We start from the raw sequence: 22,451 nt of genomic DNA, 5'->3' as shown, positions 1-22,451 counted from the left end.
ACAAAATGAAGGTAATACTTATTATGGTTCAAAGTATTAACGGTAAGGTTAGACTAATAATAAATAAAAATCAGCCCTGGTCATCACAAGAGGATAAAAAGCATTTTTCAAAGGTTACAAAGGAAATTGGGGTTGTAATAATGGGTAGAAAGACCTTTGAAGAAATAGGTAAACCTTTAGACAAAAGGAAAAATATAGTTCTTACTGGTGAACCTGAAAAGTATCAAAAACTTGAAAAGACTTATCAAGGTTCATTATTCTTTACTGATGAAAAACCAGAATCTCTTTTAAATCGTTTGGAAAAAGAAGGCTATCAAACAGTAGCCCTGATTGGTGGTCCAACAATTAACGCCTTATTTTTAGAAAAAAATCTGATTGATGAAATATATCTTACTATCGAACCCGTAATTATCGAAGGAGATCTGTCATTATTTTCATACGTTCAAGGTACATATCAATTTAAGCTGAACGAAGTAATAAATTTGAATAATGATGCTATTTTATTGAAATATCAAAAACAGCAAGGAAGGTAGGAAAAATTTTATGAAGGTTTTATTTCTTAACCCGCAAGGAAACTTTGATAAACACGATTCGCATTTAACTGAGCATCCAGACTTTGGAGGTCAACTTGTTTACGTAAAAGAGGTTTCTAGGGAATTAGCAAAAATGAATGTATCTGTTGATATTGTTACACGTCAAATAATTGACGAAAATTGGCCAGAATTTGCTAAAACTATTGACTATTTTGATGATACAAAGAACCCTCGGATTATACGGATTGCCTTTGGTGGAAAAAAATTCTTAAATAAAGAGCTTCTCTGGCCTTTTTTGAATGAGTACGTTGAGAATATAATAACTTTCTATAATGGCGAGAAAATAGACTTTGTAACAACTCATTATGCTGATGGTGGATATGCTGGTGTCTTATTAAAATCAAAAAAAGATATCGATTTTTCATTCACAGGACACTCTTTAGGTGCCCAAAAGATGGATAAAATGGGGGTAAATTATGAGAATTTTGAAAAGTTTGACACAGAATATAACTTTTCAAAAAGAATAATGGCAGAAAGATTAGCAATGAAATATGCCTACAAAATCATTGTTTCTACTAATATGGAAAGATTTGAGCAATACTCTCACCCACTTTACATAGATGTCTCAGATGTAAATAACGATAATAAATTTAAAGTTGTTCCTCCAGGCGTAAATACTCAAATATTTAATGATAATTTTAAAGAGATAGATGAAGACACAATACAAAAGATAACAGAAAAGACAAAGGGGATATTCAAACCTTTTATAATACTTTCAAGTAGATTAGATGAAAAGAAGAATCACATAGGTGTTGTTAAGGCTTATGCGAGCTCAAAAAGGCTACAAGAAATAGCCAATTTAGGAATTTTTTTACGTGGTATCTCTAACCCTTTTGAAGATATTAATCACCTAAGTGAAAAGGAGCAAGGTATATTAAAACCAATTCTTCAGGTGATTAAAGAAGCAAAAATAGAAGATAAGGTGTATTTTTTTGATTTTAGATCACAAAAAGCCCTCGCCTCAGCCTACAAATACTTTGCACAGTTAAAATCCATATTTGCAATTACAGCTTTCTACGAACCTTTTGGTTTAGCCCCAATAGAAGCTGGGGCATGCGGACTTGCTGTAGTTGCCACAAAAAATGGTGGACCTAGCGAGATATTCTCCGATGGTTCTGGGGTATTGGTAGATCCATTTGATATTGAAGATATCGAAAGAGGACTAGTAGAAGCACTACAAAATTTTGAAATATACTCTAAAAAGGTGAAAAATCGAGTGCTACAAAAGTATACCTGGAAAAAAACTGCAGAAGGTTATTTAGAAGTAATTAAAGAAGGAATAAAAAATAAAACACCCAAAATTAACCTCTCAAATTTTGAATTAAACGCAAAAGAACTCATACTTAAGTACTTAAAGGATAGGGAATAAATATGATATAATCGTAGTAGAAATGATAAAAATGGCTAACTTTTGAGGTCGGTGGATGGCATGCTAGTATCTCTTTCAATGAATAACTTTGGTCTTTTCAAAAAAGCAAATATAGATTTTAGTGATTCATTTAATGTTATAACTGGAGAATCCGGAACTGGTAAATCAATGTTTTTAAATTCGATAAACGTTTTTTTAACTGGAAATGTCCCCCAAAACTTAAAAACTACTGAAGGATCTGTATCTGCTTTTTTTATAGTCAACAATCAAATCAAAGAAATTGTGCAAGAATATGCACCTGTTCAAGAGAATGAGCTGATATTATCGGTTAACTTTACCCCCAAAAAAACGCTTTTCAGGATTAACGATACCATAGTTCCAAGAGATATTGTACAGGAAATTTCCAAGTTTCTTATTGAATTACATTCTCAAGAGTCTAACATCGCACTAAGAGATGAAACCTATCAAAATTCCTTGATTTTTAAAGTTTTGAGAGAGAATTTTCCCGATTATTTTGAATCCTATGATCTCAAATATCAAGAATACCTACGATTGAAAAAAAGGTATGATAATTTACCTTCAAATATTAATGAAGTTTTAAGAAATATCGATTTGTTAGATTATCAAATAAAGGTTATAGAAGAAGTTGATCCAAAACCATTTGAAGATGATGAACTTTCTGAGCGTTTTAAGACTCTAAATAATAAGGAAGAGATAAAAGAAAAAATATATGAGTCATTAAACATACTTAAAGATAATGAAGTTCACAACATGGACATCGATATAGGTACTGTGGTATTTAACCTTTCAAAAATAGCGGACTTTGGTTTTAAAGATGAGTATAATATGGCCTTGAGTATGCAAGAGCAAATAGATTTCCTATATAACATATTACAAAGTAAGGTAGATGACCTAGATTTAGATCCACAAGAATTACAGACTATTTCCGACAGATTAAATAAAATTATGGATTTAAAAAGAAAATATGGACCAACACTTGAAGATGTGTTAGAAAATCTTGAAAAGTATAAAAAAGAAAAAGAAGATCTAGAAGAAATTAAGAAAGATTTCAACGAGTTAGAACCTAAATTAAATAAGTTATCCAAAGAACTTATAGAAGAAAGTGAAAATATTATAGATAAAACCAAACCTTTTCTAAACAACTTAAAAGACAGTATAGAAGAACATTTAAAAGACTTAAATATGGGAAACGCAGAAATAGATTTTAGTATTGAAAAATTGAAAGAACCTAAAAAAGAAGGCGCACATCGTATATGTTTCTTGTTGAAAACTAATCCAAAAAGTGACTTTTTACCTCTTTCAGAGATAGCATCGGGTGGTGAATTATCAAGGATTATATTAGCGCTTGAAGTTGTTCTAGGGAACACTCACACAATTGATACTATGATATTTGATGAAATCGATTCAGGGGTAGGTCCAAGAATGGCAGATGTAGTTGGTAAAAAACTAAAAGAATTATCAAAAAATAAGCAGATAATAGTAATTACACATATGCCTCAGGTAGCTAACTTAGCTGATACACATTTTAAAATAATTAAATCTTTGAACGAAGATGACATAAACTCTGAAATTATCCATTTGAATCAAGACGAAAAACAAAAAGAAATTAAAGAAATGTACGGAAGTATCATCTATTGAGAGGAAGTGTCTGTGTTGTATAGTCGTGATGAAGTTATTTTAAAAATAATTGAAGAAAAAGGTATTAAAGCAATACCAAACTTGATTGAACTGCTTGAAGATGAAAATCCAGAAGTGAGAGAACTAGCAATGGAAGCTTTAAGTATACTTGCTCCTGAGGGTAAAGACTATCTTCTTAAAGAATTTAAAAAGCGGTTTAGAATGAATCTACAAGATGATGTTGTATTACTTTACCTTGCTGAGTTACTTTCTGATTATAGATGTTCTGAAATAAAAGAAGATCTTGAAACGATGTTCAATAGATTTTCTGATGAAAGGGCATTTCCTCTTATTTTAGAAAATTTATTAAAAGTAACTCAGGATGAAAAATACTTGGACTTACTTAAGACTTACCTAGATGGTGAAGATATTGATGTAGAAGAAATTTGCATAATGGCAGTTACTGAATTACCCTCTAAAAAGTCTATAGATATTCTTTTAGAAAAATATTATAAGACCAATGATAACTCTCTTAAATTACTAATACTAGATTCAATGACAAAAATACTTACAAATAACTTTGACTTAGTACCATATTTAAGAGAAAAAGACAGTGATATCTATGAAAAAATAGAATGGCATATCAAAAAATATTGAAATTAATGTGAATTTGTGGTATAATATAGATGCATACAAATGTAGACTGACATATGGGGACGTTCCGGATTCGACGGGGATAGGTTGGTTTCGGGAAGCGAGCCGAGGGTCTGCAACCTCGAAAAAAAGCAGAACAATTTGAAATGCCGAACAACCAGAATTAGCTTTAGCTGCTGCCTAATATAGCGCACAGCTCGTCTCTCCTCAAGTTTAAGAAGCCTTTCTTGAGGAATGAGGCGTCAGAAAAAGGCTTCACTTTTTGAGTCTAGTGCTCGGACTCAAAAAGTAACAAAAGTGCACTAGGGAGTTGAGACTCTGTCCGCAAAGTCACAATTCCCAAAAAACGATTGCGGACTGCGCTCGGAGAAGCCGAGGTCAACTATCTTCGGACGCGGGTTCGACTCCCGCCGTCTCCACCATTATTTTCAATATTAAAGCAATATGAGTAAACTGTGAAGCGCTAAATTATGGCGCTTTTTTATTTTTATTATGAGAAATAATACATGTTCTTAACATTCAAATTAATACTTAAAATAATTAATAGAAATTAAATTTGGAATATTCACAAATTCAAAGTTTATTTTACATACTATTTATTTTTTTTCGTTTTTTGTCATTTATAATGTAGTACAATATAATTAGTTAAGCTAATTAATAAACTATTTTTGAAGAGGAGAAGGAAGATCAGTTGAAAAAGGAAAAGTTAACAAAAGAAGAAAAAGCTACAAAATTATCTCTTTCAAATCCTTTACTGAAAGAATCTTTAAGGATTGCGGGACCTGCATTCGTAGAGCTAGTCATGTCAACCCTTTTTGGGATGGTAGACATGATAATGGTTGGAAGAATATCACCAAGCGCCATTGCAGCAGTTGGATTAACTAATCAACCTTTTAACTTGTTAATTGCGGTTTTTGCTGCTTTGAATGTTGGGACTACAGCTTTGGTAGCCTGGAATATAGGATCTCACAGCGTAAAAGATGCCCAAGAAGTTACTAGACAATCTCTGAAAATGGGATTAATTCTAGGGATTATTTTTAGTGTTCTTGGCGTTATAGCTGCACCAGCAGTTATTACCTTTATGGGGGCTCAAGAAGATACATTTCCACTTGCTACCCAGTATTTTCAAATCGTTAGTTCTGGTTTAATATTTTTAGTACTAAACATGGTTATAACTGCAGCTTTAAGGGGCGCAGGAGAAACAAAAATTCCTATGTTCTACAACTTAGCGGCTAACTTGTTTAATGTGTTTGGAAATTGGGTCCTTATATATGGTAAATTAGGATTCCCAAGATTGGAGGTTGCAGGAGCCGCTATTTCTACAGTAGTATCTCGTTTACTTGGATGTCTTGCAGCTTTCTATGTACTTTATTTTTCAAAAAGAAGCATGTTAGCTTTAAAATACTCGGAAGTCAAAGAAAGCAGAGGGTTAGATTCTGGTATTATAAAAAAGATTTTCTCTATAGGAATACCATCTGCTCTTGAACAGTTGGTAATACAAAGTGGTCTAATGTTTTTCGGACGAATTGTTGCAGGGTTAGGTACTTCAGTTTATGCTGCCCATCAAATTGGTCTAAACATAAATGGATTAACATTCTCACCTAGCCAAGCATTTGGTGTTGCTTCTACAACTCTAGTAGGTCAGAGCTTAGGCGCAAACGACCCAAAAAAAGCAGAACAATACGCAAACATTATTCACAAAGTTGGGTTAATAGTTGCTTGTGGCGTTGGCCTTGGGTTTATTATATTTTCTCATCCAATAGCCCGTTTGTATACGGACGATTTAGTTGTTGCAGCTATGGCAGGAACGGTTTTAAAAATTATGGCGTTAGCACAACCAGGGCAATCTACTCAACTAATATTGTCAGGTGCCTTAAGAGGAGCAGGAGACACCACATATCCTTTAATTGCTTCTCTAGCTGGTATTTGGGGTATTCGTGTTGTCTTATCCCACATATTCGTTCGAATTTTTGGTTGGGGACTTATAGGTGCATGGACTGCTATGGTTATTGACCAATATATACGCTCTTTTATTGTATTTTTACGTTTTCGATCGGATAAATGGAAATATAAGAGGGCTTTGACCGTAAAACAAGAAGAATAGCCTTAATTTATAAATTGTTTCCCTATTTGCTAGCTAATTGATAAAGAATTGTAAAGTAAGTTCCTTTTTTCGTATAGAAAAAAGTGTATCATTAGTTAGACGATGTGGGTACCACCATAATATTATTCTTCAATAGAATAAGGCGGTGGAAAAAATGAGAAGCAAGAGAGACAAGAAATACCATCAGGAAACAAATTTAAAATTATGTTCTCAAATTGATTTTATTAGACTAATTAAAAATGCGAAAGATCACAAAAGTTTAGAAGAACTTGTTTCAAAAAAAGAAGATCTGTTGTTAAATAATTTTAGTAGAAAAAACGATTCGTATTAAAGGTAGCAAAATGCATAAAGCATCTGTAATTCAGTTTGTAGATTATTCGATGGAAATAAGTAACAAAACACTCTTAAAAAACATAAACCTGGAATTTGCTGAAAATGAAACTTTTTTAGTCTATGGCCCCCGCAACTCTGGGAAGTCTCTGTTATTAAGATCAATAGTAGATCTTAATAACGAGCTTTTCAGGAATGTTAAAAGTAGCGGGGCAATTTTATTTCAAGGCGAGAATATTGTTAATCTTGAGGGACAATATTTACGTTCTCAGATTTCTTATTGTGAGCCAACATTCATAGACAATATCAATTTTTTAACCTTAAGCGAGGTCCTATATTTAGCTTTAGGTTTAAAGGTATCTGACATTACTAAAGATCAATTTTTACTGTTAGAAAAGCTTAATTTATCACATATCTTTGCTGATAGAAACACTCTAAAATCATATGAACATTTTGATGAATGGACAATTGGAGATAAAATTTCTTTCATAATCTTCTTAAATATTGCAAGAAATCCTCAAGTATTTATATTCGATTCTATTCTTGACCATTTAGATGATTTCTTACTCAACAATATAAAAGAATTTCTTTATGAAACAAAAAAAGATAAGACCCTTATTATTTCTACTAGAATCATCAAATTATTCTCTGATATCGCTCAAAAAATAGGGTTTATAGCTAACGGAGAAATATTATTTACGGGAGATATTCAAGATTTCATGTTAAGTTTTCCTGTTTGAGCTTTTTATTGAGCGGCGTTGTCAGTAATCTCACGTTTATTGTTGTATATGTTTATTATATTATCTTTAACTTCTATTGTATAATCTTGAATATTGTAGACCTCTTTAACTGAATAATCAGGCAGGTCTAACAATACGTTAAATGCATTTCCTTGCTTATAAATACCTCCAGAAAAATCAATCTTATAATTTTCTAAACCAAATGTTGTAACTTGAATATAGTTTGAGGTCAAAACTATAGATAAAGGAGAACGGCCGAAATCTTTATTTAAAGTCTTGTTTCCTAAAGTAAAAAAATGTCCAGAACTTGATATCAAATAGACCGTTTTTTCTTTTTCATATGCAAAGACAATTTCTCCGTCTATATAATATGTCTTACTTTTTTCTTCCATATCTCCATAATCACAATAAAATCTGGATTTTGTAACAATAGGTTCACCTTTTTTAGGTATCCACACAGAAATCGGTGTACCGTAAAAATATATGCCACTTTCAAGCTCAAAAACTTTTTTTATTTTTGTTTCAACACTTTTGTATAAATCTTGTCGTTGAAGATCAACTGAATATATTTGTTCACTGTAATTAGTCAAATCTAACTCGATTTTTTCAAAGCCGTATTCTATAAGTACTTTTGAAGGGGGAACAGAAATCTTGGTTGGTAAATCTAAATCTACTCCGTTGACTTTCGCTGAATTTAAACCAGTTATTTCTAAATCTATCCACCTAGTTGGAATATTTATAATAAATTCGCCTAAAGGCGGCGTAAACTCATGTGTGAAGATAATATCTCCTACCATAAGATCAACTGTTATTTTCTTATCCCAGGGTAAAAATCCAGAAGTTCTAGTTCCTTCTGGCGTAATAATTAAAGAGTTTTCAGCAATAACAAAGATGCTCTTTTGGTATTCGTTTATGAGATTATGTATCACTGACTCTATATTTTCAAATGAAGCAGATTCTTTTTGTCCAAGATACTCCACATCAAAATATCCATCTTCATATTTTATTTTTAAAGTTGGGTAGTTAGGATCAGGAGGAATAGATATATCTGCATATTTGTACACTAAATAAAAAATATCATTAAAAAAACTTGCGGGACCATCGTATACAAGTCCCACTTTTGTTTGAGCTATCGTTAAACTACTAATTAAAATAACGCTGAATAAAAATACAGCCCTTGTGCAGGGGCAGAGGCTGGAGCTAAAGATCTTTGCTTTGCCTCGAGTATAATTTTTATCCTTTCTGGTTCCCATGCATCCGTCCCTACCTTCACTAAAGCTCCAACTATGTTTCTAATCATCCTTCTTAGAAATGATTTTCCTTCTATTCTAATACAGATAATGTTTTTATTATAATTAATAATGCGAATTCTATAAATCATTCTTATAGGGTTTCGTTCATCATTACCAGTTTTGAAGGTTGTAAAGTCATGTTCTCCTTCAAAATACCTTGCTGCATGTCTCATCTTTGCTATATCTAAATCAAAAGGCATCCACCAAACCCTATTTCTTAAAAAAATATCTGGTTCTTTATTTGTATATATTAAATAAAAATAAATCCTTTTAGTAGCTTCTGCTCGGGGATTAAAATTATCTCTAACTTGTTTTATTTCTCTTACATATATATCTTCTGGAAGAATAGCGTTTAAAGCATCTTTAACGTTTTTATCTGTCATATTATCATTTAAAACTGGGAATGAAACTACCTGTCCGAGAGCATGAACACCTGTGTCTGTTCTTCCACAACCATAAGTTGTTATCTTTTCTTTAAATATTATTTCTAACGTCTTTTCTAACTCACCTTGAACTGTTCTGTAACCACTTTGACTTTGATACCCAAAAAAATTAGTACCATCGTATGCGATCGTTGCTGCAACCCATCTCACAAATTTTTCCTCCTAAAAACACTATAATATTTTTTGCATTATTCCAGTTTCAAGAATCTTATATGTAATTTGTGATTCGTATTTTTTTAATAAATCAATATTCTTCCTAAATAATCCCTCATATATTCTTATCAAATATAGGTTGACAAACTTAGTTACACGCTGTGCAATTAAATCTTGTTGATCAAAATCAACATCTATAATTATATTCTCAAGCCAAAAATCATATGAATTTAAAATGTTGTTTTCAACGATAAGCTCGTTAAAAGATGCTATCACTTTTCTTAATCCTATAAACCTTGAAATTATTTCAACAAAATCCCCATACAGTTCTCTAACCATATCAGAAATATGATCTGTATAAACAGCTTTTAAAGGCCCTTTTCCACGCGAATCTACCTTCAAATGTCGAACAATACCAGAAAGATCGTTATTGTCTTCTTCAACCAAAAAATATCCTATGTAATCATAGTCTTGCCGGTTTTTCTTATTTTTCAACTGTTTAAGAAAACTGTCGTTGATAACTAAAATATTAGGTTCTTGATAATTTACATCTTTTACTTCCACAAAGTCTCCGTCATGTGAAAACAAGAGATAATGAAACTCCATAAAAACCACCCCTAACTTTTTATCTCTTACACATTTACAATCTCAAAAACAGCCTTTTCCGCTTCATTGATAAGTTGTTTAGCCTCTTCTTCAGATTGACCATTTACCATAATATAAAATTTTATTTTCGGTTCGGTACCAGATGGCCTTCCTATTAGTTTAACCTTTCCATATCTTAATTCTACAACATTTGACTTAGGAAATCCCTCCACACCTTTCAAATAATCAAGTGTTTCTTTAAGCTCATACTCACCTATTTTTACTGGAGGCATCTTTCTCATCTTGCTCATGATCCTATTTATTTTTTGAATCCCTAGAAAACCTTCATAGGTAAAAGACAGTAATTTTTCTTCATAAAAACCATAACGTTCTTTCAGTTCTTTTAAATATTCAGTGAGTGTTTTGTTAACCGCTAATAACTCAGACGACATAACGGCAATAAGTGCTGCGGTAATAATTGCATCCTTATCTCTAACATGATCATTAGCTAAATAGCCATAACTTTCTTCAAAACCAAACAAGAACTTTTTACCTTTCTTTTTATTTTTTTCGATCTTTTCTCCGATAAACTTAAATCCCGTTAAAGTCTCTTCAACTTCTACCCCAAACTCTTGCGCTATTGGTTTTACCATATCTGTTGTGACGATAGTTTTTACAACATAATCACCTGGTTTTATAGAAGAATAATCGTAGAATTTTCTCAACAGAAAATGGGTTAACATTACTCCTACATGGTTTCCTGTAAAAGTTACGTACTCATCATTAAACTTCTCGTATACACCTATTCTATCTCCATCAGGATCGGTTGCAAGAACTAAATTTGCATTAACCTTTTTGGCCTTCTTTAATGCCAATTCGAAGGCATCTTTTTCTTCAGGATTAGGCACCTTTAGAGTTGGAAAATCAGGATCGACTTTCGATTGCTCTTCAACAAGATTAACTTCAAACCCTAATCTAGTTAATATATCATGCGCTAACTTTAACCCCGCTCCATACAAGGGGGTATAAACTATTACAGGTTTTACATTAAGGTTAGGATTTAAACTTCTTATGTATCCTTCAATTTCATCCAAATAATCATTAAATATCTCTTCATTAAGTATAATTATCTTATCTGATTGAATACCTTCTTCAAAGGATACTATATTAATATCCTTAAAATAATCTAATTTTTCAATCTCATTTGTTATCTCATTTGCATATCTTGGAACAGCTTGTGTCCCATCAGCAGTATAAACCTTATATCCATTATATTCAGGAGGATTGTGGCTAGCTGTTATAATAATACCACCATCAGTTTTTAATCTCCTAACAGCATAAGACAATAAGGGGGTAGGAGCAACTTGATCAAAAATATATACAATAATATTGTTTGCGGCCAAAACACTAGAGGCAACCCTTGCAAAAAGGTCTGAATATCTTCTCGTATCATATGCAATAACTACACTAGGAAAATCTTTATACTTTTTTAGGTAATTTGCATATCCCTGAGTTGCGCGCGCAACTGTGTAAACATTCATTCTATTACTTCCTGCACCAATTTTCCCTCTTAACCCTCCTGTCCCAAATTCTAAATCTTTGTAAAATCTATCTATTATCTCCTCTTCATTACCTTTTAAGCTCAATAATTCTTCCTTCAGTTCAACATCATCAATATTTTCAAGCCATAAACGATACGATTCAAACGCTTTTTCAACAACATCATCCATAGCTTGCACCTCCTTTTGTAGAACAAATTATTGTTTATTAGAAAACATTGACTTTATCATTCAAATTATATCATACCTTCAAAACAAAAAATTAGAAAGCATCAAAATGAATGATTTTTTCTAAAGGCCTTTTAGGAACATGGTAGTTACCCTCTTCATCTAAATAATATCTAACTGTCTCGTCGTTATCCTCAACGAACGATTCATGGGCCTTATAACCTAAAGCTATAACAGTATCAATTTCATACTCAAAAGGAATATCCAGTATTTCTCTAATATTTTTTCTGTTTGCTGACCCAATAACACAGCTACCTATACCTAATCCCCATGCTGCTAACAGTATGTTTTCAAAAGCAGCACCAATATCATGACCGATCCACTTTGTAGATCGTGCTTTATTTACCAATATAACAATATAGGCAGTAGGCTTTTCATCATCTTTTGGTGTGCCTTTTGGAGCAATATATCCAGCCCAAGATAAATTTTCAAAAATCTTATCACAAATTTCTTTCTTAGACACTACTACATATTCAAGTGGCTGCATATTTGAGGCACTAGGAGCTAATCTTGCGCAATCAACCAAATCTATTAGAATCTCTTGAGGAACAGGATCTTGTTTAAACCTTCTAATAGTTCTTCTTTGCTTGATAATTTCTCTTATATCCATCCTAAAGATCAACCTCCTGTTTTTTGATTTTTATTCACCTATTATTTTTACTAATACTCTTTTATTCCTCTTTCCATCAAATTCTCCATAAAATATCTGTTCCCAGGGGCCAAAATCTAATCTTCCATCAGTAACTGCAACAACAACCTCTCTACCCATAATTGTCCTTTTTAAGTGTGCATCAGCGTTATCTTCTAAAGTGTTATGCCTATATTGACTATAAGGCTTTTCTGGAGCAAGTTTTTCTAAAAAATTTTCAAAATCTTGCAGTAACCCTCTTTCATCATCGTTAATAAACACACTTGCAGTAATATGCATAGCATTACATAACAGTAAGCCATCCTTTATCCCACTTTCTCTTAAACATTCTTCTACAAGAGGCGTTATGTTTATAAACTCTCTTCTTTTTTCAGTATTAAACCAAAGTTCTTTTCTATATGATTTCACTATTAAACCTCCTTTAATCGTAGTTAAAATCATTTATGAATTTTTGTAGAGACGACCTACATGGGCGTCTCATGGTTTTGACCTTTGTAGAGACGACCTATATGGGCGTCTCATGGTTTTGACCTTTGTAGAGACAACCTACATGGCGTCTCAAGGTTTTGACCTTTGTAGAGACGACCTACTGGGTGTCTCATGGTGTTGACCTTTGTAGAGACGACCTATATGGGCGTCTCATGGTTTTGACCTTTGTAGAGACAACCTACATGGCGTCTCAAGGTTTTGACCTTTGTAGAGACGACCTACATGGGTGTCTCATGGTTTTGACCTTTGTAGAGACGACCTATATGGGCGTCTCATGGTTTAATCATGATTTTAGTTTTATGATTAAAATCTCAATCTTTTAACGTTAATAATACTTGACAAAAGATTAAATATAAGGTAATCTTTTTATAGAGAATATCATAAAATTAATAGAAAATCAAGTCAAAAATTCATTAAATCCAAATATTAAATGGCCTTTTATTTCTCAATTTACATTTAAAAATTGAGGTGACGATCTACGACAAATTATTTAATTAATCAAACTCAAAAAATTTTAGGTGTTTTAGGCGGAATGGGACCAGCAGCTACAGTTGAATTTTTGAATATTTTAATAACAAAATATCCCGCTAATTGTGATCAAGAATATCCAAAGATCTTTCTTCTTATGAATCCTCAAATACCAGATCGAAACAAAGCATTATTTGAAAATGGAGAAAACCCTACTCCATATTTAAAAGAAGGCTTATACACTTTAAAAAAATGGGGTGCAGACTTTTTAGCTGTACCATGTAACGCAGCTCACTATTTTATTGACACTTTTATTGATGAACTTAATACTCCTTTTATACACATAATAGAACAAACAATTATCAAAGCCAAAAGGATTTCTCCAAATGGTGCATGGATAATTTCTACATTGTCAACTAGAAAAACAAATTTATACGGTAAATATGCAAGAAAAGAAGATTATATACTATTTTATCCAGATTGGAAATTACTAGAAGATATTCAAAAAGCCGTTGATTTGGTAAAAGCTGGAAACATAAAAGAAAGTGGAAAAAGGCTAGAACCGTTACTAAAAAAGTTATGGAAAGAAAAAAATGTCCCAATAATTGCCGGATGTACTGAACTCCCCCTCGCATACAAAGAAGCTAACCTGCCAACAGACCTTATGATTTCAAGTCTAGAAGCTCTAGCAGATGGTTGTATTGATTTTTGGTTAAAAGGATTATTTAGTTGACTTCCAAACCCATTTCTATTACATTGTAAAATTTTCCCTCAATATAAAAATATCGGGTAATTATCCCTTCTGTTTTAAAACCAAATTTTTCATACAACGCACGGGCTCTAACATTATCCTCTCTCATTTTTAAATTAATTTTTCTAATTACCCCTGTCTCTCTAGCCCAATCAATAAGGTAAGCTAACAAGTTTGATCCGATACCTAAACCCCAATATGCCTTTTTAACAGACATCCCAAATTCACCTATATGTCTTGTTCGATGTGAACTAGATGCACTAAAAGTTAAGGTCCCAACAATTTCATTATCAACTTCTGCAACTAAAAAAATGCAGTTATTCTTTTTGTTTGTTTCTTCTATAAATTTTTCTTCCTCTTCAACAGTAATTAGAAACTCCTCTGGAGTACGTGTCAAATAAGTTGTTTCTCCAAATACAGTTTTTGTAAAATCGATTATCTTAGAAGCATCTTCTCGTACTGCTTTCCTTATTACCAATTCTTTTCCGTTTTTTAATTTACATATTTTCATACTTAATCCCTCGTTTATAATTTAGTACTTGTGCCAAGAAATGAGTGAGGGCTTCGCCCTTGACCCATTATAAATCTAAAAATAATATTTCTAAAATACCTTTATTTCTAATTTGGTACTTACAAAATTTATATTAATTATTATAACACACAAAAATAAAAACGAACGAAATAGCAAAAAAAATACCGCGTTATGAAAACGCGGTATTTCTATTTAAAGGGGTGGGACATATGGGGAAATATGGTATGAAAAAAGTTACGTTCAACATCGCATATCTAAAATTGAAAGGGGGGCAATACCTACTCTCGCACGTTTTACCGTACTACCATCGGCACGATACGGCTTAACCGTCAGGTTCGGAATGGAGCTGGGTGTGTCCCGTACCGTTATCTTCACCCCCCATTATTCTTTTCATTTTTGTTCACTCATAAGTGCATAGGTTCCGTCCAAAGCCTCGGGCTATTAGTACCGCTCAGCTCAATGCCTCTCGACACTTACACTTGCGGCCTATCTATGTCCTCTTCTCGAACTGCCCTTACCTCTTTTTCAAGAGTGGGAAGCCTCTTCTTAGGGCCCGTTTCCCGCTTAGATGCTTTCAGCGGTTATCGGTTATATGTGTTGGCTACTCAGCTTTTGCCACTTGCATGACAGCTGATTCACCAGTGACATACTCACTCCGGTCCTCTCGTACTAGGAGCAACCCCCTTCAAGCTTCCTGCGCCCGCAGCAGATAGGGACCGAACTGTCTTACGACGTTCTGAACCCAGCTCACGTACCGCTTTAATGGGCGAACAGCCCAACCCTTGGGACCGACTTCAGCCCCAGGTTGCGATGAGCCGACATCGAGGTGCCAATCCACGCCGTCGATGTGAACTCTCGGGCGTGATTAGCCTGTTATCCCCGGGGTAACTTTTATCCGTTGATCGACGGCCCTTCCTCTCAGAACCGCCGGGTCACTAAGTCCAGGTTTCCCTCCTGTTCGACCTGTCAGTCTCTCAGTCAGGCAGGCTTTTGCCTTTGCACTCTTCAGTGGATTACCAACCCACTTGAGCCTACCTTCGAGCACCTCCGTTACCTTTTAGGAGGCAACCGCCCCAGTTAAACTGCCCGCCTAACACTGTCCGGATCAAGCTCTTCACTTTACTCCGTTAGTAACCCACCACTGTAAGGGCGGTATCCCACTGCCGGCTCCCCCTAGCCTGGCGACCAGGGTTCTCAGCCTCCCGCCTATCCTGTACATACAGCGATAGATTACAATGTCAGGTTACAGTAAAACTCCACGGGGTCTTTCCGTCTAGCTGCGGGTCCTCGGCATCTTCACCGAGACTGTAATTTCACCGGATCCTTCGTTAAGACAGCTCCCCAGTCGTTACGCCATTCATGCAGGTCGGAACTTACCCGACAAGGAATTTCGCTACCTTAGGACCGTTATAGTTACGGCCGCCGTTTACCGGGGCTTCAGTTCGGAGCTTTCACCCCTCCCCTTAACCTTCCGGCACTGGGCAGGCGTCAGTCCCTATACGTCCACTTCCGTGTTCGCAGAGACCTGTGTTTTTGGTAAACAGTCGCTAGGGACTTGTCACTGCGGCTCTGTACCAGCGTTTCCACCAGCACAGTCCACCCCTTCTCCCGAAGTTACGGGGCCTTTTTGCCTAGTTCCTTAACGAAGGTTATTCCGCTCCCCTTAGCCTTCTAAGCCAGTCTACCTGTGTCGGTTTGCAGAACGGGCTGTATATAACTCATACGCTACACGAGGCTTTTCTCGACAGTTTGATTAGCCACCGTTGGCCTTACGGCCTCCCCATCACGACTCCTCCTCCACCGGCGGTTTTCCCTACCGGCTTCTCAGGCATCGTCGCTTGGAAGACTTGCAACTTAATCTCGGCAGCTTCACCTCCTGTGTCACCCCTTGTAACTCGTTATATACAGGCACGGGATTCTTTACCCGTTGTCCATCGGTTACCTCTTTCGAGTTCACCTTAGGTCCCGGCTTACCCTGGGCGGACGACCCTTCCCCAGGTACCCTTAGACTTTAGGGGTGGGAGATTCTCACTCCCATCTCGTTACTCATGCCTGCATTCTCTCTTGTGCTTCGTCCAGATGACTTCTCAATCACCCTTCTCCCTATCGCACAACGCTCCCCTACCTATAACCTTTCGGTTATACCGTAGCTTCGGTGTGTGGCTTTAGCTCCGTTTCATTTTCGGCGCAGTCCCCTTCTATCGGTGAGCTGTTACGCACTCTTTAAAGGTTGGCTGCTTCTAAGCCAACCTCCCGACTGTCTCAAGAGGTCCACTTCCTTTCCCACTTAGCCACTTCTTCGGAACCTTAGCTGTCGGTCTGGGCTTTTTCCCTCTCGACCATGAAGCTTATACCCCACAGTCTTTCTCCCTGTCATCCAGTTAAGGCATTCGGAGTTTGGTTGGTTTCAGAGGTCACCCCCCTACGCCATCCAGTGCTCTACCTCCTTAACTTTCTTCTACAGAGGCCGTGCCTACACACGTTTCGGGGAGAACCAGCTATCTCCAGGTTCGTTTAGCTTTTCACTCCTACCCACACGTCATCTGAGAATTTTTCACTATCCACCAGTTCGGGCCTCCACTTGGTTTTACCCAAGCTTCACCCTGCGCATGGGTAGCTCACCTGGCTTCGGGTCTATGTCTAATGACTTTCGCACTATTCATACTCGGTTTCCCTGCGGCTTCACCTTCTCCGGCTTAACCTCGCCATTAAACATAACTCGCAGGCTCATTAATCAAAAGGAACGCGGTCACTTCCGCTCCCGCTTCCTGTAGGCATACGGTTTCAGGTTCTCTTTCACTCCCCTCCCGGGGTGCTTTTCACCTTTCCCTCACGGTACTTATCCTCTATCGCTCTGCTAGAGTATTTAGCCTTGGATGGAGGTCCACCCGGATTCACGCGGGATTTCTCGTGTCCCACGCTACTTGGGATTCCAGCAGCTGTGTCATAAGTTTACGTGTACGGGACTTTCACCCTCTTCGGTAGGATTTCCCAATCCTTTCCACTTACCTTATTTCCTCAGCCCCCTATCGGACAGTCGGGTAGCTGGATCCCTCTACCCACATACGACAACGCCTGTCCGCTTTTCCATCGTATGTGTTTGGGCTCTTCCCCTTTCGCTCGCCACTACTTAGGGAATCTCGTTTGATTTCTTTTCGCCTGGGTACTAAGATGTTTCCCTTCCCCAGTTTCGCTTCCTTTTCAGGATGCCTTTCGGCAGGTTTCCCCATTCGGATATCTGCGGATCTTTGCTCGCTTGCAGCTCCCCGCAGCTTTTCGCAGCTGGCCACGTCCTTCTTCGCCTCTAGCTGGCTAGGCATCCACCGTATGCCCTTATTACTTTGGACTAACCTATGCACTTGTCAATGAACAATCGTTTTTATTCTGCGTTTTAATGAACAAAGATAAATCACTCAAAAGTAGATAGAGGGAGTTAAACAAAAATTATTTTTATTTGTGTATATATCTCCTTAGAAAGGAGGTGATCCAGGCGCACCTTCCGGTACACCTACCTTGTTACGACTTCGCCCCCCTCGCCAAGCCCACCTTCAACAGTACCTCCCGTACTGCCTTCAGGTGTTCCCAACTCGGGTGGCGTGACGGGCGGTGTGTACAAGGCCCGGGAACGTATTCACCGCAGTTTGGCTGACCTGCGATTACTAGCGATTCCGACTTCATGTAGGCGGGTTGCAGCCTACAATCCGTATTTCGGAGAGTTTTTTTAGGATCCGCTCCACCTCTCGGCTTCGCTTCCCTTTGTCCCCTCCATTGTAGCACGTGTGTCGCCCAGAGTATAAGGGGCACGCTTACCTGACGTCATCCCCTCCTTCCTCCGCCTCGTCGGCGGCAGTCCGATTAGAGTCCTCGCCTTTCCGCGTTAGTAACTAATCGTAGGGGTTGCGCTCGTTGCGGGACTTAACCCAACACCTCACGGCACGAGCTGACGACGGCCGTGCACCACCTGTGTAACCTCCCGCTTTGCAGCAGGCCAGTAGATTTCTCTACCTTCAGTTACATGTCAATCCCTGGTAAGGTTCTTCGGTTACCATCGAATTAAACCACATGCTCCACCGCTTGTGCGGACCCCCGTCAATTCCTTTGAGTTTCATCCTTGCGGACGTACTCCCCAGGCGGCTCACTTAGCGCGTTCGCTTCAGCACAGAGAGTTTATCACTCCCTACACCTAGTGAGCATCGTTTACGGCTAGGACTACCCGGGTATCTAATCCGGTTTGCTCCCCTAGCTTTCGGGCCTCAGCGTCTGGTGCACCCCAGTAGACCGACTTCTCCACCGGCGTTCCTACCCGTATCTGCGGATTTCACCCCTACTCGGGTAATTCCGTCTACCTCTGGTGCCCTCAAGTAATTCAGTTTCATCCGCTAGCCTATCGTTGAGCAATAGGTTTTCACAGATGACTTCTTTTACCGCCTACGCCCCCTTTACGCCCAGTAATTCCGGGTAACGCTTGCCCCCTACGTCTTACCGCGGCTGCTGGCACGTAGTTAGCCGGGACTTTTCCTAGCCTACTTTCTTCTCCTGTGTGTCCACAGGCCTTTTATTCGGCTAGTTCAGAAGTTTACATCCCGAAGGACTTCTTCCTCCACGCGGCGTCGCTGGATCAGGCTTTCGCCCATTGTCCAAGATTCCCCACTGCTGCCTCCCGTAGGAGTAGGGCCCGTCTCTCAGTGCCCTTGTGACCGTTCATGCTCTCACACCGGTTATCCGTCATCGGCTTGGTAAGCTTTTATCTCACCAACTACCTGATGGAGAGTAGGCTCATCCCTCGGCTGTCTCACCACTTTCCCCTCTCGGGCTTATCGAAGTTTACCTACCGTTTCCAGTAGCTATCTCCGTCCAAGGGGTAGATTCCTACCTTTTACTCACCCGTTCGCCACTATCCTAAGCTCGCGCTTAGAACCGTTCGACTTGCATGTGTTAGGCACGCCGCCAGCGTTAACCCTGAGCCAGGATCAAACCCTTCATCCTAACTCTTCTTTTCCCTCTATCTACTTTTCAATGATCTCTACTTTTTTCCGCAAAAATCTAATATGCGGCCTTACCACATTTGTTTGTTCGTCCTTTTTTATTTCTTTTCCATTTCTCTTTCATCCTATGTTTCCCTCAACGTTCTATATCTTATCATATTTCTATCTGTCTTGTCAATTGCTTTTTTGTGAAGTTATATATAATTTACTGTTAATTCATCTCTTCCCTCTGTTGATTAATGCTTATCCTTCTTACTTTTTATTGATTAATCCCTGCTTTAAAAATCCCAAAATTCTTATGATTTTTATTTTTTTGGTTTGATTTTATCTCAAAATGCTTTCCTACTTCTAATCCTCATTAATTCTTTTAAAATTTTCAGTACTTGTACTAAGAAAGGAAGAGGGCTACGCCCTTGACCCGTTATAAATTAAAAATTCCATTTTTAGAAATCCTTCTTTTCTATTTCAGTACTTGTACTAATTCTTTAAACTATAAATGTTATAATATTAATTGAAATATCTATTAGTTTTTTTAATTTTAATGGTTACAAAAAAATCCCTCTTACATCTTTCTTTTACAATTATATCTTATATATCTTAACTTTACCCAATTTTTTAATCTAGAGTGGGTTTGGGGCGAAGTCCCCTAACCTTCTTCGGTAGGAGATACCGAGGCAATTTAAAAAGATCAATTGGCTTTAGAAATAAAAATATTCAAAGGAGGAAACAGACCCATGAAAAAACTTTTAACTATCTTTCTTGTTTTATTCTGCGTTTTAACCATTTTTGCTCAACCTGTTCACTTAGTAATCTTTCATATAAACGACACTCATGCTCATGTATGGGGCACGAATAAAGGTGGAGGTTTCGCAAGAATATCTTACATTGTTAATCAAACACGGAAAGAGGTATATAATGAAGGTGGACATGTATTATTCTTACATGCCGGCGATGCAAACACAGGAATACCTGAATCAGATCAACTTAAAGCGGTTCCGGATTTTTTGATTTTAAATTACATGGGTTTAGACGCCATGACACTAGGAAATCATGAGTTTGACAATCCACTTGAAATAATTAAAATGCAACAGAAAATAGGAAAATTTCCGTTCGTAGCGGCAAATGTGATAGACGAAAAAAATGGCGGTCCTATCTTTGAACCATATATAATAAAGGATTACGGAAACTTAAGGGTAGGAATAATAGGGTTAGCAACAGAACAAACAACTGTTTTAGAACCACTACATCTAAGTAAAGATGGAATAGTTTTTTACAATTCAAAAGAAACTTTAGAAAAATATTTGCCTATTGTTCGTGAAAAAGCTGATGTAGTTGTTGTTCTTTCACATTTAGGATATTATCCACATGGAAAAACTATACTTCCTGTAGAATACACAACATCAAACGAACTTGCCCAAGCTGTCGATGGAATTGATGTAATAATAGATGGACATACTCATACAAAACTCGATCCTCCCGTTGTTATTAATGATGTAATTATAGCTCAAGCTGGCGGAAATTCACAGTATTTAGGAAGGATAGATCTTTGGGTAGATGAAGGCGTAATCATCAACTGGAAAGGAAGTTTGATCCCAATTACAGCTGACATTCCAGAAGATCCTTTCATAAAAATGTTTGCTGATATGTTTTATCAATTAGGCGGTCAAGCGCTTAATGAGGTTATCGGTGAAACAAAAGTTTTCCTTCAAAAAAATAGCTTTGAAGGAGATCTTGGAAGGTTGATCGCAGATAGTATGGTATGGAAAAGCGGAGCTGATTTTGCCTTAATGAACAGTGGCGGAATTAGAGCACCAATTGATCCCGGTGAAATAACATATAGGGATGTTTTAACGGTACTTCCTTTTGGAAATACATTATATATACTAGAACTTACTGGCGAAGATATACTTGAACTTTTAAATTATGCCGTAGTTACTGGTGGTGGAGGAACCCCTGTTTTTGCAGGTTTGACAGTTGAAGTTAAGGATGAAAAACCAGTTGAAGTTAAAATAAATGGAGAAAAACTTGATTTAAATAAAACATATAAGATGGTTACTAATAACTACCTTGCTTCAGGTGGCGATGGATACATTATGTTAAAAGGTAAGCCAGGGTACGATACTGGATTTACAGATGCAGATGCATTAGCAGAATATATTATGTATTTGGGAACCATTGAACAATACCCTCATGAAAAAAATATAATAAATATAGACTAGGTATACAAAACAAATTAATTTTGAGGTTAAAAATGCAAAAAAAGTATTATGCAGTTAAAAAAGGACGAAAAACGGGCATTTTTGAAACATGGGAAGAATGCAAAGATCAAGTTTATGGCTTTCCAAACTCTGAATTTAAAAGTTTTAAATCAAAAGAAGACGCTATAAACTACTTAACAGGTAGTAATTCTAGTAAAAAATACCCAGCAAGAACCTTAATTTCTTATGTGGACGGCAGTTACGACTCCACTTCTAAAATCTATGGTAGTGGGGTTGTGCTTCTTGAAAACGAAGATAACAAAACTTATAGCTTTGCAGGAAACAATCCCGAATATGCAAAGAGCAGAAACGTTGCAGGAGAAATAAGTGCAGCTATTTATGCTATGGAATATACACAAACTAATAAATATCAAAGACTAATAATAAATCATGATTATATAGGACTAGAAAAATGGGCAAAAGCAGACTGGAAGGCAAACAAAAAAATAACGATAGCCTACAAAAATTGTTATGATATATTTAGTAAGTTATTAAATATACAATTTGTATGGATTAAATCACATTCTGGTGATTATTATAATGAATTGGCTGATAAACTTGCAAAAAAAGCACTAACTGAGAAAAACTTCAAAGATTTGATTACCAAGTATTTACAGTAAATATCATCATT

The 22,451-nt window shown here is 36.6% G+C and carries 17 protein-coding genes, 3 rRNA genes and 1 other RNA gene; 11 read left to right on the top strand and 10 right to left on the bottom strand.

Annotated features, from left to right (window positions below; genetic code table 11):
• The first annotated feature begins 5 nt into the window (after positions 1–5).
• The 8 genes from DTL3_RS04455 (at position 6) to DTL3_RS04430 (ending at position 7,428) form a co-directional block, all read left to right on the top strand.
• Positions 6–533, top strand: a complete 528-nt coding sequence (locus tag DTL3_RS04455; protein ID WP_045087699.1) for a dihydrofolate reductase family protein — start codon at positions 6–8, stop codon at positions 531–533.
• 10 nt (positions 534–543) lie between these two features.
• Positions 544–1,962 (top strand): glycosyltransferase, encoded by a 1,419-nt coding sequence (locus DTL3_RS04450; RefSeq protein ID WP_045087698.1) that lies wholly within the window; start codon positions 544–546, stop codon positions 1,960–1,962.
• Between the two features lie 60 nt (positions 1,963–2,022).
• On the top strand, positions 2,023–3,621 hold the full coding sequence (locus tag DTL3_RS04445) for a DNA repair protein RecN (RefSeq protein WP_045087697.1): 1,599 nt from the start codon (positions 2,023–2,025) through the stop codon (positions 3,619–3,621).
• Between the two features lie 12 nt (positions 3,622–3,633).
• The gene (locus DTL3_RS04440; protein ID WP_231854051.1) at positions 3,634–4,257 is read left to right on the top strand and encodes a HEAT repeat domain-containing protein; all 624 of its coding nucleotides are present in this window, start codon (positions 3,634–3,636) and stop codon (positions 4,255–4,257) included.
• Positions 4,258–4,312: 55 nt separating this feature from the next.
• Positions 4,313–4,676, top strand: a transfer-messenger RNA (tmRNA) gene (ssrA, locus tag DTL3_RS09355).
• Positions 4,677–4,945: 269 nt separating this feature from the next.
• Entirely contained in the window at positions 4,946–6,358 is a 1,413-nt protein-coding gene (locus DTL3_RS04435) for an MATE family efflux transporter (protein WP_045087696.1), read from the top strand.
• Positions 6,359–6,512: 154 nt separating this feature from the next.
• Entirely contained in the window at positions 6,513–6,689 is a 177-nt protein-coding gene (locus DTL3_RS09620; protein WP_171820589.1) for a hypothetical protein, read from the top strand.
• Positions 6,690–6,699: 10 nt separating this feature from the next.
• Positions 6,700–7,428, top strand: a complete 729-nt coding sequence (locus DTL3_RS04430; protein ID WP_045087695.1) for an ATP-binding cassette domain-containing protein — start codon at positions 6,700–6,702, stop codon at positions 7,426–7,428.
• A 5-nt stretch (positions 7,429–7,433) separates the two neighbouring features.
• Here DTL3_RS04430 and DTL3_RS04425 read toward each other — a convergent pair whose 3' ends face one another.
• From DTL3_RS04425 to DTL3_RS04400, 6 genes are all read right to left on the bottom strand, one after another.
• The gene (locus tag DTL3_RS04425; RefSeq protein WP_231854050.1) at positions 7,434–8,492 is read right to left on the bottom strand and encodes a hypothetical protein; all 1,059 of its coding nucleotides are present in this window, start codon (positions 8,490–8,492) and stop codon (positions 7,434–7,436) included.
• Between the two features lie 83 nt (positions 8,493–8,575).
• Positions 8,576–9,313: a tRNA pseudouridine(38-40) synthase TruA gene (gene truA / locus DTL3_RS04420; RefSeq protein WP_045087693.1), complete on the bottom strand. Its 738-nt coding sequence runs from the start codon at positions 9,311–9,313 to the stop codon at positions 8,576–8,578.
• A gap of 21 nt (positions 9,314–9,334) precedes the next feature.
• Positions 9,335–9,922, bottom strand: coding sequence for a hypothetical protein (locus DTL3_RS04415; protein ID WP_045087692.1), 588 nt, complete (start codon positions 9,920–9,922; stop codon positions 9,335–9,337).
• A 26-nt stretch (positions 9,923–9,948) separates the two neighbouring features.
• Complete coding sequence (locus DTL3_RS04410; RefSeq protein ID WP_045087691.1) at positions 9,949–11,631, bottom strand: phospho-sugar mutase; 1,683 nt, start codon at positions 11,629–11,631, stop codon at positions 9,949–9,951.
• A 91-nt stretch (positions 11,632–11,722) separates the two neighbouring features.
• The gene (locus DTL3_RS04405; protein ID WP_045087690.1) at positions 11,723–12,298 is read right to left on the bottom strand and encodes a nitroreductase family protein; all 576 of its coding nucleotides are present in this window, start codon (positions 12,296–12,298) and stop codon (positions 11,723–11,725) included.
• Between the two features lie 30 nt (positions 12,299–12,328).
• Positions 12,329–12,745 (bottom strand): secondary thiamine-phosphate synthase enzyme YjbQ, encoded by a 417-nt coding sequence (locus DTL3_RS04400; RefSeq protein WP_045087689.1) that lies wholly within the window; start codon positions 12,743–12,745, stop codon positions 12,329–12,331.
• Between the two features lie 574 nt (positions 12,746–13,319).
• On the opposite strand from DTL3_RS04400, the gene DTL3_RS04395 reads away from it, so the two are divergent.
• On the top strand, positions 13,320–14,027 hold the full coding sequence (locus DTL3_RS04395; protein WP_269446389.1) for an aspartate/glutamate racemase family protein: 708 nt from the start codon (positions 13,320–13,322) through the stop codon (positions 14,025–14,027).
• On the opposite strand, the gene DTL3_RS04390 is transcribed toward DTL3_RS04395, so the two are convergent.
• The 4 genes from DTL3_RS04390 to DTL3_RS04375 form a co-directional block, all read right to left on the bottom strand.
• Positions 14,020–14,556 (bottom strand): GNAT family N-acetyltransferase, encoded by a 537-nt coding sequence (locus DTL3_RS04390; RefSeq protein WP_045087687.1) that lies wholly within the window; start codon positions 14,554–14,556, stop codon positions 14,020–14,022. The genes DTL3_RS04395 and DTL3_RS04390 overlap by 8 nt on opposite strands.
• A 287-nt stretch (positions 14,557–14,843) precedes the next feature.
• Positions 14,844–14,956: ribosomal RNA gene (rrf, locus tag DTL3_RS04385) — 5S ribosomal RNA — on the bottom strand.
• A gap of 42 nt (positions 14,957–14,998) precedes the next feature.
• A 23S ribosomal RNA gene (locus tag DTL3_RS04380) occupies positions 14,999–17,924 on the bottom strand.
• Between the two features lie 127 nt (positions 17,925–18,051).
• Positions 18,052–19,563 (bottom strand): 16S ribosomal RNA (locus DTL3_RS04375).
• The 16S, 23S and 5S rRNA genes sit together here, the layout of an rRNA operon.
• A gap of 733 nt (positions 19,564–20,296) precedes the next feature.
• On the opposite strand from DTL3_RS04375, the gene DTL3_RS04370 reads away from it, so the two are divergent.
• Both DTL3_RS04370 and DTL3_RS04365 read left to right on the top strand, forming a co-directional pair.
• A complete protein-coding gene (locus DTL3_RS04370) occupies positions 20,297–21,781 on the top strand; it encodes a 5'-nucleotidase C-terminal domain-containing protein (RefSeq protein WP_045087686.1) in 1,485 nt (494 codons plus the stop codon).
• Between the two features lie 32 nt (positions 21,782–21,813).
• On the top strand, positions 21,814–22,440 hold the full coding sequence (locus tag DTL3_RS04365; RefSeq protein WP_045087685.1) for a ribonuclease H1 domain-containing protein: 627 nt from the start codon (positions 21,814–21,816) through the stop codon (positions 22,438–22,440).
• The last annotated feature ends 11 nt before the right edge of the window (positions 22,441–22,451 follow it).

This window comes from Defluviitoga tunisiensis, assembly GCF_000953715.1.
Taxonomy (GTDB): domain Bacteria; phylum Thermotogota; class Thermotogae; order Petrotogales; family Petrotogaceae; genus Defluviitoga; species Defluviitoga tunisiensis.
Note: the sequence above shows the minus strand (reverse complement) of the source record. Positions and strands in the feature narration are given on the sequence as shown.